At 65.3% G+C, this 18,001-nt stretch carries 10 protein-coding genes and 1 pseudogene; all 11 read right to left on the reverse strand.

What is annotated here, in order from left to right; all coding sequences use genetic code 11:
- Positions 1-497: 497 nt before the first annotated feature.
- The 11 genes and pseudogenes from FDZ84_RS37490 to FDZ84_RS37540 all read right to left on the reverse strand — a co-directional run bounded on the left by FDZ84_RS37490 (position 498) and on the right by FDZ84_RS37540 (position 17,931).
- The gene (locus tag FDZ84_RS37490; protein WP_168589689.1) at positions 498-3,827 is read right to left on the reverse strand and encodes a hypothetical protein; all 3,330 of its coding nucleotides are present in this window, start codon (positions 3,825-3,827) and stop codon (positions 498-500) included.
- Between the two features lie 430 nt (positions 3,828-4,257).
- Entirely contained in the window at positions 4,258-4,842 is a 585-nt protein-coding gene (locus FDZ84_RS37495) for a toxin glutamine deamidase domain-containing protein (protein ID WP_371812746.1), read from the reverse strand.
- Positions 4,843-5,313: 471 nt separating this feature from the next.
- Entirely contained in the window at positions 5,314-5,469 is a 156-nt protein-coding gene (locus tag FDZ84_RS37500; protein WP_246868697.1) for a hypothetical protein, read from the reverse strand.
- Positions 5,470-5,703: 234 nt separating this feature from the next.
- Positions 5,704-6,081, reverse strand: coding sequence for a DUF397 domain-containing protein (locus tag FDZ84_RS37505; protein ID WP_168589690.1), 378 nt, complete (start codon positions 6,079-6,081; stop codon positions 5,704-5,706).
- 21 nt (positions 6,082-6,102) lie between these two features.
- On the reverse strand, positions 6,103-6,306 hold the full coding sequence (locus FDZ84_RS37510; RefSeq protein ID WP_168589691.1) for a Scr1 family TA system antitoxin-like transcriptional regulator: 204 nt from the start codon (positions 6,304-6,306) through the stop codon (positions 6,103-6,105).
- Between the two features lie 4 nt (positions 6,307-6,310).
- Positions 6,311-11,392 (reverse strand): hypothetical protein, encoded by a 5,082-nt coding sequence (locus FDZ84_RS40325; protein WP_168589692.1) that lies wholly within the window; start codon positions 11,390-11,392, stop codon positions 6,311-6,313.
- 528 nt (positions 11,393-11,920) lie between these two features.
- Positions 11,921-13,149, reverse strand: a pseudogene (locus FDZ84_RS37520) (IS256 family transposase).
- 198 nt (positions 13,150-13,347) lie between these two features.
- Positions 13,348-14,136 (reverse strand): IS630 family transposase, encoded by a 789-nt coding sequence (locus FDZ84_RS37525; RefSeq protein WP_168589693.1) that lies wholly within the window; start codon positions 14,134-14,136, stop codon positions 13,348-13,350.
- The gene (locus tag FDZ84_RS37530) at positions 14,136-16,247 is read right to left on the reverse strand and encodes a hypothetical protein (protein ID WP_246868699.1); all 2,112 of its coding nucleotides are present in this window, start codon (positions 16,245-16,247) and stop codon (positions 14,136-14,138) included. The genes FDZ84_RS37525 and FDZ84_RS37530 overlap by 1 nt, the downstream gene beginning before the upstream one ends.
- Before the next feature lie 113 nt (positions 16,248-16,360).
- Positions 16,361-17,197, reverse strand: a complete 837-nt coding sequence (locus FDZ84_RS37535) for a hypothetical protein (RefSeq protein WP_168589694.1) — start codon at positions 17,195-17,197, stop codon at positions 16,361-16,363.
- Complete coding sequence (locus FDZ84_RS37540) at positions 17,191-17,931, reverse strand: hypothetical protein (RefSeq protein WP_168589695.1); 741 nt, start codon at positions 17,929-17,931, stop codon at positions 17,191-17,193. The genes FDZ84_RS37535 and FDZ84_RS37540 overlap by 7 nt, the downstream gene beginning before the upstream one ends.
- Positions 17,932-18,001: the final 70 nt, after the last annotated feature.

Here is an 18,001-nt window from a genome sequence, read left to right on the forward strand (position 1 = left end):
GAACCTCCTGCTGTACCGCCTGACCCGTCGGCGCGGACCCATCGCCCTCGCCACCTCGACTCCCGGAACCAGCCCCAGCAACGGGTTCTGGCACCTTCCGCCGCTTGAACGCCCCAGCAGAAGAACTCTCACCAGCCTCCCCCGGGAACCCTGGTCAGCCCCCTCCCCCCGCGTCCTCTTCGTGCCCCTCGTGCCGGTTTTGCCCGCCACCGGCCCGGACGCACCACCCCGACGCTGGGGACCCGTCACCACAGCGGGCAACCCAGACCCCCCGTCCTGGTGCCGCAGCCCGGAACCACTGGGCGGCAACACCACCTCCCCCTCCCCACCCACCCCGGACACCGGAACCACCCACATGCCGATCGCAGCCAGGACCTCAGCGTCCTCGGCTTTCTCCCCCTTCTGCGGATTCCACAGCACGACCCGCCCACGCTCATCGCCGTCTTCCGCACGCACCGCAGCGATCACATGCGCACTACCATCGGCACGCTGGTAAATCACCGGCACAACCACACCCACCAGCCCACCCGCACATACCACTCAACCCCAGCCACCCCAGCCACCGGCCGGGCCCTCGCCCCGAACGCCACCTCCAACCGAGCCGGATCCCGGTCACCCACAGCCGGCCCCGCCACGAACTGCCGACCGAACTTCACAGAATTATGAAACGCCACCACCGCCTCCAGGCAATTCACCCGGAAACCCTCATCACCGCACCGATAATTCGCCTGATTCACCCCCGACAGGAACCGATACCCAGACCCCACCCACCCACCCTCCGCTACCGGATCTGAAACCCCCCACACCCCAGAATCCCGCCCCACCGCATCCGGCCCCACCACATCCGGCCCCACCACATGCTCCGGCGCTCGTTTCGGGCCCGCACCACCGGGTTCGTTGCCAGCGGGCCTGGCCTGGTTCGCGCTCACACCACCAGGCCAGGCCCGGCGACGTCCTACACCAGCAGCGGGATCAGCGGAAGTGCGTCGCGCCCCCTCACCGGTCGCTTCTCCCCCCGGGGACGCCCGCCCGGGCTGTTCCGCCACGCGGGAACCACCGCGCCTGGGCTGCACTACCGCCCCGCCCGGACCAGCACCACCGGACCAGCCAGCACCACGAACCGGACTCGACCGCTGGAGCTGTCCCGCCATCGATTCCAGGCCGCGTTCCACAACACCAGCAGAATCAGCACCGCTGGACATGCCGGCCACCTGGGCCACCGCCACGGGATCAGCCGACCACGGCACCGCGCCAGAATCCCCGGACTCCTCCTCCACAGCGGTTGCATCAACCCGGCGCAGGTCCTGTTCCCGCCACGACGCCGACCGGGGGCCGGGAAGCCCTGTGCCCGCCTGGCCAGCGTGTGTGGTGGCCCCGGGCCGTGGGTACCCGACCACCGACCTCGCCTGGGCAGATGCCCTCTGGGCAGCCGATGCCTCACCCCCGGCCACCGTCTCGCCACCGGCGGAGGCCAGGACCGTTGCCGAGGCGTCCGCCAGACCGGCCACGCCCCCACTCCGCCCACCGGCCAGCACCGCGGCACCAGGCCCGGCCAGCGGCTTGGGACGAGAACCATCCGCGGGGAACACCGTCCATCGCGGCTCACGCCCGGCCTGTCCCGGCATCATCGCGACAACGTGACGGCCCAAATCCCGCGCCAGCGCCGACCCCTGACCCCGCGTCACCACCACACCCGCAGTCGGATCGCCTTGGGATACCAGCAGCACAGGCCCGCCCGGGGAATCCGCGACACCCTGCACGAACTCCGCCAACCCGCCACCAGCAACCACCTCCGCCGGCACCAGCACCCGCACCGCGTCCACCGGCAAGCCCTCCGGCCACGCCGCCACCCCGTCCTTCCGCAGAGACGACACCGCCTGCGCTCGACCACGACGCCGGCCACGGGAGCGAACAACCCCCTCCACGGGCAACACCGCCGAACCCTCCGACACCACAACCCCACCCTGACGATGCGAATCACCACGCCCCACAACCACATCCACATCCACACCAAAAGACCCACCCTCGCCGGTCACGGCACCCGGCAAAGACTCACGCCCCCCAGACCCAGCACCACCGTCGGGATCCGCCCCCACCCCAGGCCCAGCCCCGGGTGTGACAGTCTCCGGGAACACGGCATCCGAGGACACACCAGAACCCGGCCGGATACCCGCCGATGATCTCTCCCCCGCCGAATCCGTCGTCTGCGATGCCAGCACATCTAGCGACCGGCCCCCCGACACACCAGAACCATCCACACCAGAAACGTCCACACTAGAAGCGTCCACACTAGATACTCCGATCATGCCGGGAACGTCCACATCAGACTTCCCGGTCACGCCATGCAAACCGGGCACGGCCTGATCGTCACCGGGACCCGGACTGTACGGCGGCGGCGGTGTGCCCGGCCGGTCCGGACCAAAACCCGTTACCTCACCGGAATATGCGGGTGGTGGTGTGCCCGGCTGGTGCTGCCCTGAGCCGGGCACCGCCGGAACACCACGAGCCGGCGTCTCGCCCGGCGTACCGTCATCGGCACCGCCCTTACCGCCGCCACCGGCACCCTCCTTACCACCCTTAACGTGCGTGCCGTCCTGAACGTCCTTACTGTCCTTGCCGTCCACAACAGCGGACACCACCAGGTCTTTGCCGGAGGGCACCGGCACGGCAGCCGAATCCACCGACCCGGTATCCGAGAACACAGAGTCCACATCAGACACATTCGAGAAATCCGAGCCAGTCCAGCGATCCGACCGCGAACCATCCGATCGCGAGGCATCGGATGGGACGAACGTGCTGTCGTCCTTGTCTGGGGAGCCAGGGATGTTCCCTGTCTGCGACCCGGACCCGATTCCCGGCGGCGGGGTCTTCTCCTCACCGGACCCGCCACCATCGTCGCTGCCGTCCCCGCCCCGGCCGGTGCCCTCGAGGTACGGGCTCGGGCCTTGCGGGTGCAGCTTGCCCCGCAACGCCAAACCCGCCAGAGTGCCCAGACCGCTGAACACCGTCTCGAACCCACCCGCCGTCAACGAATACGGGTTCCAGGTCAACGGCAGACCCGCCGCCGCCGCATACGCCACCTCCCCGAACAACTCCGACAACGAGCCCGCCAACGCGTCCCCGAGCCCGCTGCCGAACCGCGCCAACCACATCGCCCGCACCGACATCCCCGCATAGTCATCCAGATGCTCCGCCACGACGTCCGCGAACTTCGCCATCGCCGATACCGGATACAACTCCGCGTGCTCGGCCACCGCCTTCTTCGCCGCCGCCTCCAGGATCGCCGCGTCCACGTCATCGCCCAGACCCTTCACCAGCACCTTCGTCAACGTGTTGCTGACCAGACCGCCCACCGCCGACAACGGCAGCGCCACCAACGCCGAGAACGCCCCCATCCCCGCCGCCTGCTCGGTCAGCGTCCCGTCCCACTTCCGAGCCGATTTCTCACCCAGCATCTGTGCCTGGGCCTGCACGTCCGGCACCACGTTGAACGCCACACCACCAGCCGCCATCATCGCCAACCGCATGAACAACTGGCCCCACCACGTCGTCAACCACACCCGCATCGCCGCCATCCGCGCCGCCAGCCACAACAGCGTCGCACCACCGGTCGCCCCCGCAAACCGCATCGCCCACGCCATCTCTAACCACAGCAACTCCAAGCTATAAATTGTCATCAACTTCAGATACCGCACCTGCTGCGACGTCTTCCGCACGAACACCGCTAAATCCAGTAACGACCCCTGCCCCGAGGACAACAACCCATCAAAAATCCCCAACCCGTCCGCGAACCGGTCCGCCGCTTTCCCCGAAAACCCCGTCCGCACCTTCCCCACCAGCTCCGCACCAACGCCCGCACCTCGCCCAGCTCCGCCGCACCCGACTCCAACGCATCCGCCACCGCGAACAACGCACCCTCATCCGCATCCGTCATATCCTCACCGGTCAACACCTGAAAAAGCCGCCGCACCCCCTCCGGCACCATGATCGACGAAAACATCACACCCACCCCACCCCAACGCCACCACAACCCAAGGCAGCAACGACGTACGCGGGAACCAGCCCTTCCGCCCCGCCGGGAACCAGCCCCGTGACCCGCGAGCGCGGTGACGCACCAAAACCCAGTAACCGGGCGGCCTCAGCCGCCCGGCACCCGAACCACAACACACCTCTCACAACGAAAACACGGCTCCTTCCAGCAGGAACATGCACCACTCCACTCAAATCCATGAAAATATCACTTGCCAGCGGACACGCTCACGAGCGAAAGGGGGAACTACAACACGTATTCGTACTAACGAGCCAAAGCGCATGACACGGAACTCGACAAGCCCACCTCGCCGTCACAGCGGTATCCCAGCCACGCCTCCGCCTTCTCGACAGCCCCAGCGAATTCGTCCGCCGCGACCTCCGACGGCAGCAGCCCACCGACGGAATCACCTTGCCGACGGCGGAAACGCGCCACCACAAGCTCAGCCACCTCGGCGTCATTCTGCTCCGCGACAGCCCGGCGTAGACCGTCGAGAAAACCACAGCATCATCCACATAATCCGCATACAGCAGGTCACCAGCCAGCTCACGCCCGCCGACCTGACGACGCAACCACACCACGGCCCGGGTCCCCACACCCCCGTCCACAACGGTCCCGGCCGCATCCGCCCACGTAGCGCACGTCACAACCTCCGCACCGGGAAAATGCGCCGCCAGCATCCGACCCCACCAGCCCGGCGTCTCACCGGCCGGATCCCACGGCAGCGCCGAGGCAAGCCGGCAATTCACCGCGACATCCGTCGCGATCACACAGTTACGTGCGTTGACCCGCCGAGAGGACCGCCTCCTCACCCCTCAACACCACACGCTCAATAGGTGTCGTGCAACCAGGAACGCGCCCGCTCCGCGAGCCCGTTCATGCCCAATGAGGGACCTCCAGCACATACCCACAACCTTCTCGAGCGTGAAGAGCCCGTCACCGCGTGGTGACGGGCCCCTCCGCAGGGCGTGTGCAAGGTTGACCTGTCCGGTTCAGGTAATCGGGTAGGGAGGTGGGTGGCAGGTTGGCCAGGTGGTGGACCGTTTCGATACCGGCGACTTTGCCGTTCGGGCCAGCGCCATATTCGGATGCCCTGCCGGGCCCCGAGCAGATCGGTTCGCAGGTTTCCGTCCAGAACAAGGACCTTTCAGGCTGCGGGTCCTGGCACGTCCGTACCCGTCCACGATTTCCATTGAAATTGCGGAGGTTGTCCACAGGCATCGGCGTGTCGGGGTGCGACACGCCGACGGTCCGCAAGTTCCATTGAAATCGAAGGTTCGATTTCAATGGAACTTGCGGGTTCTCTCCGCCGAGGCGGACTCGATGAACGTCTTCGCACCGGCGGTCACCGCCAGCACCGCCAGCACCGCCAGGGCCCGCAGCAACGGCAACCCATACAGGATCCCCGCCCACCGCCTCCAGAGCCCGCCAGAGTCCATCCACACGACCCCGCGAGGACTCGACTGTGAGGATGGGCCGGTCAAGCACAACCCGAACCAGGGAAGCCAAGAACACAAGAGTGCAGCTCCTGGATAGACCGTCACGGCTTGAACAACCCGATGATCTCCCACCCGAAACCGCGCCCTCATCTCGCGTCCCACCTGAACAGAAACCCGCCGCAGCCCTCAGATCAACCTTGCACACGCCCTGGGTCCCTCCATCTGATGGAAAACCTATGCGGTGTAGGCGATTGCGTCGAATTCGTGGTTGATGACGCCATCCTGGAACGCCAGCAGTTCGGCATCGGTGAACACCAGCTCAACGGCTGCCCAGCCGCGACGGCGGAACACGTACATACCGTCCGCATCGCGGCGGGTGACCTCCAGGCACAGCCCCTCGGCGCAGCCCTCACGAGCACCGGCCAAGAACGCATCGAACTCCTCGGCAGTGAACACCAGCCAATGGTCATCCGGCCCGCCGAACACCGTCTTGTCGTCACGCAGCTCGACCCAACCATCCCGGCGGGCGACACACACGCACGACAGGTCGGGCTGGCTGCGGGCGGCCTTGCGGAACTCACCTTCAGCAAATAACGGCGGCGTGGTGTTCATGCGGACTCCTTGATATTGAATCTATTCCTTGAACTCGCGTGCGACCTGTGCAAGAAACTTGCGGGTCTCGGCAAAGTTCAGAGCAGCAGCACTCAGTCGGGCCCAAGCAGTGACGTGCGCAGCGAGCGCCTTCTTGTCATCGATGTATCGGATCTCGGCCACGCCTTCGACGTACGCCAGTTCCAGCGGTCCGGCCTGGCCCGGCGAAGGAACACGAAGCAGCACAAAGTTATTGCCGATCGGCGAACTCCTTGGAGGTCGCCCCACCGGGCACACCGCGCGGGAAATACCTGATGGGATCACGCCCCTGCTCAGTCGCCTGCTTCGCCTCCGCATACACCTCACGCACCTTCGCCCGGCGATCATTGCGCAACCTCCTCTCCATCCTCTGCCAGTCACCCAAGCGCGAGTCGACTGTCCGCAAGTCCTCCTGATTCCAGGATCCCTGCTGTACGAACTGCTTCAAAGCTTCGACGTACCGACGCACACCGTTCGGATCGAACTCCGGCGGCATCGTCCCCAAATGCCGCTCCATCCGACCCACCAGCTCAGTCAACCTCGCAATCCCATCCGGCACGATCTGCTCCCGCACCGCCTCCTGCGCATCGGTATCAACCTCAGTCGGCGCAGCCTGCTCCTGCGGCCCCCTCTGATCCCCAGAACCACCCACCATGTCATCAACCGGCACCGCAGCACCCGACTGTAAAGTCCCACCGCTGGTGTGCCGACCCGATCCCCATCCCGCCTCGGACTCCCCCGAACGCCCCGCCTGATCCGCAGGCCCGATACTCAGCCCGCTACTGCCCTTCGCCGGGTTCGTGCCCAACCGCTCCGCCAACTCCCGGGAAAACTTCCCCAAAACCTCGTCCCAACCCGGCAACGCCTCCAACGAAGCCAGACGAGATTCAGCGCCCTCCAACCACTCCCGCAACCGCGCAACCCGCAAATCCGGCTCCCCATCGCGTGTCACACTCCCCGCCAGCTCCTGCTCAACCTCACCCCATCCCTCCCCCGCCCCCCTCCGCCCCGTCTGCCCATCCTCGTCCGAAACGGACGAGGATGCCGCAGCCCGCACCTCCCGATCAACGCCGCCATCCGACCACGCGTCCCGCCCAGCCCCACTCTGCTCCGCCGAATCCGCATCCCCCGACACACCCAAATCCACATTCGCCCACGCAAGCCACTCACCGAGATCGCTCCCGACCGGCGACGCTTCCCGACCAGCCCCAGCCGACTCCGATACCCCGCTCAGCACCATTGCATCCTGCTCGCCCTGCTGCCCACTTGCCCCCACACCCGCAATCCGCCCCAAACCATTGAGCTTCTTCTTCTTTTCCGCCAGCTTTCTCGTCGTCTCCTTCAACGGCTCCGCAACATCAGGCAACCCAAGCACCTGCTCCCGCAACCTTTCCAGCCTGTCCTTAATCTCGGCACTCTGCAGCAACGCCTTAAACTCCTTGATCTCCTCAGTAACCCTATTCCTTTCCCGGGCTTGTTCCTCCAGAATCTTTTTCTCCTTCGTGTACATTTCTATCTCCCGCCGCAAATCGAGCTCGTCCTGCTCCTCCGGAGTCAGCAACCACAACTCTTCCCCGTTCTCCAACTCCGCAACCCGGGCAGCTTCGTCCCTTGCCTTCTTCTTGTACCTCGCGTAAGCTTCCCTCTTTTGCCGCTGCAGCTTGTTCACCCTCTGCTTGCGCTCCGCCAACTCCTTCTCTTCCTCCGAATCCAACTCTTCCCCCCTCTCCCTCTTCCTCTTCTTCTTCGCCTGCAACGCCGCAACCCGGGCGTTGTCGTCCTTTCTCTTCTGGTTGGTTGTCAACCTAGATTCCCTCAGTTGCAGCTGCCGCTTCTCCATCTCCGGCTCACCCTCCGCCAACACCTTCTCTTCCTCCGAATCCAACTCTTCCCCCCTCTCCCTCTTCCCCGTCAACTCCGCAACCCGGGCCATGCGGTCTTTGTGCGCCTGGGCCCGCTTCGCGCTAGATTTCCTCCATTGCTGCTGCCGCTTTTCCACCTTCAGCTCACCCTCCGCCAACTCCTTCTCTTCCTCCGAATCCAACTCTTCACCCCTCTCCCTCCTCTTCTCCCTCTTTGCCTTCAACTCCGCAACCCGGGCCATGTCGTCCTTGTACGCCTGGAAATGCTTCGCGTTATCTTCCTGCCTTTTCCGCTTCCTCTCCGCAATCCGCGCGTCCTGTGCTGTCTCATGGGTCGGCGCGGACCCATCGCCCTCGCCGCCTTGATTCCCGGAAACAGACCCAGCAGCAACGGTCGTTGCCGCCTTCCGCCGCTTGGACACCCGGGAACCCACGTCGGCCGCCCCCCGCGTCCTCTTCTTGCCCTTCGGCTCCCTCTGCTCCGCGGCACCGCTCGCGGGGTCATCCACCGCCGCCGCAGCATCCGACTGTGAAGGCCCACCGCTGGTGTGCCGACCCGATCCCCATCCCGCCTCGGACTCCCCCGAACGCCCCGCCTGACCCACAGGCCCGGCCCCGGCCCGGATGCTCAACCCGCTACTGCCCTCCGCCAGGACCGTGCCCAGCCGCTCCGCCAACTCCCGGGAAAACGCCTCCACCTGGCCCCGATCACCGCGGAGCTCGCAACGCCTGGCCGCGACCAAGGTCACCACATCGTCCACCGACACGGGATCGGCCGGCGACACGACAGCGCTCCAGCCAGCCAGCTTCCGCGGGTCATGCATGCGCTGCACAATCAGCCGCACCGCGTCTTTTTCCTCACTGGACAAGCCCAGCAGCCTCACCCGCTTGATCTCCTCCAGCACATCCGCATCCGACCACTGCCCCACCGGCACTGCGCCCGGCGCTGTGCCCAGCGCTGCCGGAACACCAACCGAGGCCTCCGCCAGACCGGCCAGGCCCCCACTCCGCCCGCCGGTCAGTACCGCGGCACCAGGCCCGGCCAGCGGCTTGGGACGAGAACCATCCGCGGGGAACACCGTCCATCGCGGCTCGCGCCCGGCCTGTCCCGGCATCATCGCGACAACGTGGCGGCCCATCTCCTGCGCCAATGCCGACCCCTGATCCGATGGCACCACCACACCCGCGTTCGGGTTGCTGTCGGACACCAGCAGCACAGGTCCGCCCGTGGAACCCGCGGCACCCTGCACGGACTTCGCCAACCCGCCACCAGCAACCACCTCCGCGGGCACCGGCACCCGCACCGTGTCCACCGGCAAGCCCGCCGGCGACACCGCCACCGGATCCCGATGCAGAGACGACGCCGCCTGCGACCCCTCCCCCGGCAGCCTCACCGAATCCGCCGACACCACAAGCCCATCCTGACGATGCGAATGCGAATCCCCATGCCCCGCAACCGAGTCCACACCGGGATCCCCATCGAGGCCGGTCACCCCACCCGGCGACCCCGGATGCCCCCCGGCCACACGACCATCGGAATCCACGACAGACCCGGACCCGACAGCCTCCGACACCAGATGCCCCGCAGGCACACCACCGCCGGAGCCCACGACAGACCCAGGCCTGCCAGTCTCCGGTCGCGGGGGATCCGCGGGCACATCAGAAGTATGTGGGGTCACCGTCGGGGGGTCCGGTGTCTTCGAGGCAGACACCTCCAGCGGCCGCTTCCCGGGCACGGCCTGATCGCCACCGGGACCCGGACTGTATGGCGGTGGTGGTGTGCCCGGCCGGTCCGGACCAACACCCGGTACCCCACCGAAATGTGCGGGTAGCGGTGTGCCCGGCCGGTCCGGGTCAACACCCGGTACCCCACCGGAATATGCCGGTGGTGGTGTGCCCGGCCGGTGCTGCCCGGCACCGGGCACCACGGGAACATCACGAGCCGGGGTCCCGCCCGGCACACCGCCATCGGCACCCCGCTTACCGTCCGTGCCGTCTGTGCCGTCCTTACCGTCCTTACCGTCTGTGCCGCCCACAACAACGGCAGACACCACAGCGGAACCGCGCACCACCACGCCATCACCAGAAGACACCGACACCGCAGCCGAATCCACCGACCCCGTATCCGAGAACACAGAGTCCACATCAGACACACTCGAGAAATCCGAGCCAGTCCAGCGATCCGATCGCGAGGCATCCGATCGCGAGGCATCGGATGGGATGAACGTGCTGTCTTTGTCTGGGGAGCCAGGGATGTCCCCTGTCTGCGACCCGGACCCTGCCCCCGGCAGCGGGGTCTTCTCCCCACCGGACCCGCCACCATCGTCGCTGCCGCCCCCGCCCCCGCCGGTGCCCTCGAGGTACGGGCTCGGGCCTTCCGGGTGCAGCTTGCCCCGCAACGCCAAACCCGCCAGATTGCCCACACCGCTGAACACCGTCTCGAACAAACCCGCCGTCAAACTAAACGGGTTCCAGGTCACCTCCTGGCCCGTGGCCGCCAAATATCCCGCCTCCCCGAAAAACTCCGACAACGCGTTCTCCAACGCCTCCCCCACGCTATGCCCGAACCGCGCCCACCACATCGTCCCCACCGACATCCCCGCATAGTCATCCAGGCTCTTGCCCACCGCGTCCGCGAACTTCGCCATCGCCGACACCGGATACAACTCCGCGTGCTCGGCCACCGCTTTCTTCACCGCCGCCTCCAGGATCGCAGCGTCCACGTCATCGCCCAGGCCCTTCACCAGGACCTTCGTCAACGTGTTGCTGACCAGACCGCCCACCGCCGACATCGGCAGCGCCACCAACGCCGAGAACGCCCCCATCCCCGCCGCCTGCTCGGTCAGCGTCCTATCCCACTTCTCAGCCGATTCCTCACCCCACATCTGCAGCTGGGCCTGCACATCCGGCAGCACGTTGAAGACCACACCACCAGCCGCCATCATCGCCAACCGCATGAACAACTGCCTCCACCAGCTCGTCAACAAAAACCGCGTCACCGCCATCCGCGCCGCCAGCCACAACAGCGACGCGCCAGCGGTCGCCCCCGCAAACTGCATCGCCCACGCCATCTCTATCCACAGCAATTGCAAGCTATAAATCGTCACCAGCTTCAGATACCGCACCTGCTGCGACGTCTTCCGCACGAACGCCGCTAAATCCAGTAACCCCGCCTGGCCCGAGGACAACAACCCATCAAAAATCCCCAACCCGTCCGCGAACCGGTCCGCCGCTTTCCCCGAAAACTCTGTCCGCACCTTCCCCACCAACTCCGCCACCAACGCCCGCACCTCACCCAGCCCTGCCGCACCGGACTCCAACGCATCCGCCACCGCGAACAACACACCCTCATCCGCATCCGTCATATCCTCACCGGTCAACACCTGAAAAAGCCGCCGCACCCCCTCCGGCACCATGATCGACGAAAACATCACACCCACCCCACCCCAACGCCACCACAACCCAAGGCAGCAACGAGGGACGCGGGAACCAGCCCTTCCGCCCCGCTGAGCGCCGGCCCCGTGACCCGCGAGCGCGGTGACGCACCAAAACCCAGTAGCCGGCCGGCCTCAGCCGCCCGGCACTCGAACCACAACACACCTCTCACAACGAGAACACGGCTCCTTCCAGCAGGAACATGCACCACTCCACTCAAATCCATGAAGATATCACTTGCCAGCGGACACGCTCACGAGCGAAAGGAGGAACTACAACACGTATTCGTACTAACGAGCCAAAGCGCATGACACGGAACTCGACAAGCCCACCTCGCCGTCACAGCGGTACGCCAACCACGCCTCCACCTTCTCGACAGCCCCAGCGAATTCGTCCGCCGCTACCTCCGACGGCAGCAGCCCACCGACGGAATCACCTTGCCGACGGCGGAAACGCGCCACCACAAGCTCAGCCACCTCGGCGCCGGGGCTGTCAAGTTTTCGGTGTAACTGTTGTTTTCGGTTTTATCGGCGTCCGGCGGACAGGCGTCCGTCGAAGGTGATCTCGAAGGCGTTGAGGGCCTTCTTCCAGCGGTTGGACCAGCGCTTGCGGCCCGTCCGGTGGGATCAAGACTCATGATTGCGAGATAGACGCACTTCAAGGCAGCCTGCTCGCTGGGGAAGTGGCCGCGAGCGTTCACCGCGCGGCGGATGCGCGCGTTGATGCTCTCGATGGCGTTGGTCGTGCAGATGATCGTGCGGATCTCGGTGTCGAACTGCAAAAACGGCACGAACTCCGCCCACGCGTTGGTCCACAGCCGCACGATCGCCGGGTACCGGGACTCCCACTTCTCGCTGAACTCGGCGAACCGGTCCAGCGCCGCCTGCTCGCTGGGTGCGGTGTAGACCGGCTTGAGGTCCTTGGCGATCGCGCTCCAGTCCTTACGGGAGGCATAACGGAAACTGTTGCGCAGCAAGTGAACGATGCACGTCTGCACGATCGTCTGCGGCCACACCTGCGCGATGGCGTCGGGCAGGCCCTTCAGCCCGTCGCAGACCACGATGCAGCAGTCGGCGGTACCCCTGTTCTTGATCTCGGATAACACCCGCAGCCAGTACTTGGCGCCCTCCCCGTCGCCGTGCTCGCCGGCCCACAGCCCAAGGACGTCGCGGGTGCCGTCCACGGTCACCGCGAGCGCGACGTAGATCGGCCGGTTGGCCACGTTACCCTCGCGGATCTTGACGTGAATGCAGTCGATGAAGATCACCGGATAGACCGGGTCCAACGGCCGGTTCTGCCACTCGGCCATCCCGTCCATCACCCGGTCGGTGATCGTGGAGATCGTCTGCTTGGACACCTCGGCCCCGTAGATCTCGGCCAGGTGAGCCGAGATCTCGCCGTGTGTCAACCCCTTGGCGGACAACGAGATCACCAAATCGTCCACCCCGGACAGGCGGCGCTGCCGCTTCTTCACGATCGCCGGCTCGAAACTCCCGTCGCGATCCCGCGGCACGCTGATTTCCACCGGACCGGCCTCGGTCAGCACCGTCTTGGCCCGTGTGCCGTTACGCGAGTTGCCGCCGTCGCGGCCGACCGGGTCGTGCTTGCCGTAGCCGAGATGATCATCCATCTCGCCGGCTAGCGCGGCCTCGGTGACCAGCTTGGTCAGCCGGCCCAGCAGCCCACCCTCACCAGTCAGCCGCAGCCCTTCGGCACGGGCCCGATCGGCCAGCTGCTGGATCTGCTCATCCATCACCGCCAGGTCTGCCGCGGCGGCCTCGCTGGCCTGCTCGGTCTTCACCTCAGTCACTGGTGCCTCCTACATCTCAGGAGTTACACCGAAAACTTGACAGCCCCTCGGCGTCATTCTGCTCGGCGACAGTCCCACGTAGACCGTCGAGAAAAACCACAGCGTCATCCACATATTGATTCGGGCGGCAAATGTGTGATGTCAGGCGGCGTAGCGAACTTCGGGTTTGCCGAAGTAGGAGCGAACTCGGTCGGGCAGCTTCTGGAGCCGGTGGAGGAAGGAACGTACCGCTTGTTTCAACTCGTCGCGGGTTTTCGGGGCTGTGCTGGTGGACATGGTGCGTTTGAGGTCGGCATTGAGGATCTCGTCGGGGTTGAGTTCGGGACTGTATCCCGGCAGGAAGTGCATCTCGATCGCCTCAGCGTGCTTGGTGATCCATTGCTGGATGGTCTTGCGGCGGTGGACGGGGTGTCCGTCAACGATCAGGTGGACCTTACGGTCCAGATGGCGGGTCAGCCGGTCCAGGAACCGCAGGAACACCTTGCCGTTGAACGAGCCGGTGTAGACGGTGAAGTACAGCTCGCCTTTGTTCCCGATCGCGCACATCGCGTTCACGCTGAACCGTTTGCCCGTTTTGCCCACACCCGCAGAACCGGCCGGCGAGCCGGTGAAATGCCACGCCAGAACCCGCTGCTCATCACCGGTCGGGATACGACTGAACATCGAAGTCGCGGAATCGGCCAAAAACTCGGCCAGCACACCCATCTGCCGGAAAGTCAGCGCCACACCACCAGCAGCCAACTCCTGACACACCGACTCAGCAACCCGGCCGATCCCGCCCTCCGCCAACTGCCACCGAGCCGTCGCAAGAAACTCATCCGACACCCGGCCGGTAAGGCCGAGCAACACACCATGCAGCCCTACCAAGCGCTCATCACCCACGGACACGTTCCGTCCCTCCCCGGGCACCACCCCCGGCTCATCAAACATCACGACCCCGATCCACGTGTGGGCCAGTACCGATAAACCTCCGCGGGTTTGTCATAAAGTCTGGTACTGGATTCCATCAACGCATCCCCCACATCAGCCTTACCGGTACTCCGGCTGTCAATCTGGCTGGGATCGTCCTTATTTTTGGTGAACTCGATCCAGCCCTCTCTGGCGGGACGGAATCGAACGTGACCATCCTTAAGCCGTTCGTAGACGCCGGTGAGCAGACGCCCATCCGGGGTTCTGTACACGTCCGACATAGTCGCCAATACCGGTCCCTTAACGGACCTCAGCACCTCTGCCAGCAGCGCTCCGGAGGCGCGGGGAATCGCCAGCAAAGTCCACGTTTCTTCGCTGTACGATCCGTATCCGAGGTAGTACGTCTGGAGCAAACGGGCGAACAGCCGAAGATCGATCACCTTCCCATTCGGGAGAGGAATCCCGGAACGGTCTGACGTCATCCGGGCCACGACGAGGCTCGCGTCCTTGTACAACTGGTACGAGTACGCTTCGGCGATGACCTGCACCTTCGAAGCATCCGGGGCCGGGAACAGCAACGACTGTTGGGGCAGGCTCACGACCAGCGCCAGGTGGCCTTCTTCGAGATCGCCGAGCTTCCACGGGCGTGTCCAGGCGAAAAGCTGCACCACCTGCGCCTGCCCGGCCTCGCTCAGCGGCAACAACTCCAGGAACTCCACCAGCTTCTCCAGCCAGACCCCCTCATCCCTCGTCTGGTCGTCATAACCCAGCAGATCCGGATCACCCATCAGCCGATCCAGCTCCCGGTAGATCGCCGGATCGGTGCCGGCCAGCATGATCGCCGCGCTCAACTCCGCCCGCACCTGCCACAACGCCGGATTCCTGGTCAGCTCACCCGCGTCCCCAGCCCACACCCGGAACTCGAGCCGATCGTCCTCATATCCAAGGACGTCAAAACGCACCGCACGAAACCTCTCGGTCGGGTCGGGCAGGGATTCGTGCCCGTCGTCACCGGTGTCGTCGTCCACCGCGTACGGATCCGACGGAAGCGAAATCGGCCCAGCGTTCCTGACCTTGCGTTGCTTCGACTCGTCGCCGCCTGCAACGTTACCCAGCCGGAAAAGCAACGCCTCGAAGACCTTCACGACCTGCGCCACACGCACGTACTGCCGGGGGGTCAACGACCAGTCGAAACTGACATTGATATGCCCCCCTGACTCCGAGCCATAACCGCCCTGCCGCTGTACCGCGCTCAGCAACTTCTCCATACTGGGCCACAACTGCTCACTGACGGGCCGCTTAGGGTCATTACGCAGGATCGGCGATGTCGCCTCCACCTCGAAACGCTCCGCCTCCTCTTGCAACGCCCACCTACCGTCAAGCAGAATCTCCTCGTAATCCTCCATCCAAGGCAACAGCTTCGAGCCGTGGGCGGTCCGCCAATCCACCAGCTCCTCTCGTTCGAGCTCCGCCCCCAGACTGTTGACCCGCTCATCGAAATTTTCGCCGGGGAGCTTGAACTCGACCTCTAATCCCAGACGCGCGTCCGGCCGGGAGCTCACCCCACCGGGCACACCGTCTTTGAAGTAGGTGATCGGAACACGCCTCTGCGCTTTCGCCTGCTTCGCCTGCATATACACCTCATGCACCTTCGCCCGGCGAGCATCGCGCAAAACCCTCACCGCCGCCTCCACTCCAGGCAACTCCTCCTCAACTTTCTGCACCTGCGCTGGAGTCCAGGGTCCCTGCCATACCAGGTTTTTCGCAGCTTCGGTCTTCTCACGCACACCGTTCGGATTGTATTCCGGCGGCATTGTCCTCAAGTGCCGCTCCATTCGAGCCGTCAGCTCAGCCAACTTCGCAATCCCATCCGGCACGAACTTGGCCAACTCGGCATGAAAAGCTCGCTCCGACTCCCGCAACGCCTGCCGATCCTCATCCCGCCCCTGCACCGCCTCCAACTCCGCCTTCTGCACCTCAAGCCACTCCAACGCCTCCTGCACAGCCGCAATCCGATCCCGAATCTCAACCTCGGTCGGCGCAGGCTGCTCCTCCGGCCCCCTCTGATCCCCGGCACCGCTCGCGGGGTTCTGGAGGCTCAGCGCGAGCAGGTCACCGATTGGGTCATCCACCGCCGCCGCAGCACCCGACTGTGAAGGCCCACCGCTGGTGTGCCGACCCGATCCCGCCGCGGACTCCCCCGAACGCCCCGCCTGCCCCACCGGCCCGGCCCCGGCCCTGATGCTCAGCCCGCTACTGCCCTCCGCCGGGACCGTGCCCAGCCGCTCCGCCAACTCCCGGGAAAACGCCTCCACCTGGCCCAATCACCGTCGAGCCCGCGACCCCTAGCCGCGACCAAGGCCATCACATCGTCCACCGACACGGCGCCCCGGAGCTTCTGCGGGTCATGCGTGCTCTGCACAGTCAGCCGCACCGCGTCTTTTTCCTCACTGGACAAACCCAGCTTCCTCGCCCCCTTGATCTCCTCCCGCACATCCGCATCCGACCACCGCCCCACCGGCACTGCGCCCGGCGCTGCCGGAACACCAGCCGAGTCCTCCTCCAGGACGGCCTCCGGAAACGGCTCAACGCCGCCATCCGGCGACGCTTCCCGCCCAGCCCCAGCCGACTCCGCCGAACCCGCAACCCCCGACACACCCAAATCCGCATTCGCCCACGCAAGCCACTCACCGAGATCGCTCCCGACCGGCGACGCTTCCCGCCCAGCCCCAGCCGACTCCGATACCCCGCTCAGCACCATTGCATCCTGCTCGCCTTGCTGCCCACTTGCCCCCACACCCGCAATCCACCCCAAACCATCGAGCTTCTCCTTCTTTTCCGCCAGCCTTCCCTTCGTCTCCTTCAACGACTCCGCAACATCAGGCAACCCAAGCACCTGCTCCCGCAACCTTTCCAGCCTGTCCTTAATCTCGGCACTCTGCGGCAACGCCTCCAACTCCTTGATATCCGCAATAGCCCTATTCCTTTCCCGGGCTTGTTTCTGCAGATCATTTTTTTTCTTCGTGTACGCTTCTATCTCCCGCCGCAAATCAAGCTCGCCCTCCTCCTCCGGAGTCAGCAACCACAACTCCTCCCAATTCTCCAACTCCGCAACCCGGCAGCTTCGTCCCTTGCCTTCTTCTTGTTCCTCTCTTTAGATTCCCTCCCTTGCCGCTGCCGCTTATTCACCCTCAGCTTGCGCTCCGCCAACTCCTTCTCTTCCTCCGAATCCAACTCTTCCCCCCTCTCCCTCTTCCCCGTCAACTGCCTAACCCGGGCGTTGTCGGCCGTTCTCTTCTCGTTGAATCTCCCGCCAGATTCCCTCAGTTGCTGCTGCCGCTTCTCCACCCTCGGCTCGAGCTTCGCCAACTCCTTCTCTTCCTCCGAATCCAACTCTTCCCCCCTCTCCCTCTTCCTCTCCCTCTCTGCCTTCAACTCCGCAACCCGGGCCTTGCGGGCCTTGCGCGCCTGGGCCAGCTCCGCGCTAGATTTCCTCCATTGCTGCCGCCGCTTCTCCACCTTCGCCTCGAGCTCCGCCAACTCCTCCTCTTCCTCCGAATCCAACTCTTCCCCGCTCTCCCTCTTCTTATCCCTCTCCGCCTTCAACTCCGCAACCCGGGCCATGGCCTCCTTGTACGCCTCGAGCTGCTTCGCGTTATCTTCCTGCTTTTTCCGTTTCCTCTCCGCAATCCGCGCGTCCTTTTCTGCCTGATGGGTCGGCGCGGACCCATCGCCCTCGCCGCCTTGATTCCCGGAATCGATCCCAGCAGCAACGGTCGTTGCCGCCTTCCGCCGCTTGGACGCCCGGGAACCCACGCTGGCCGCCCCCCGCGTCCCCGTCCTGCCCTTCCTGCCCTTCCTGCCCTCCGGCTCCCTCTGCTCCCCG

This window comes from Saccharopolyspora sp. ASAGF58 (assembly GCF_012277335.1).
In the GTDB taxonomy this organism is placed as follows: Bacteria; Actinomycetota; Actinomycetes; order Mycobacteriales; family Pseudonocardiaceae; genus Saccharopolyspora; species Saccharopolyspora hattusasensis.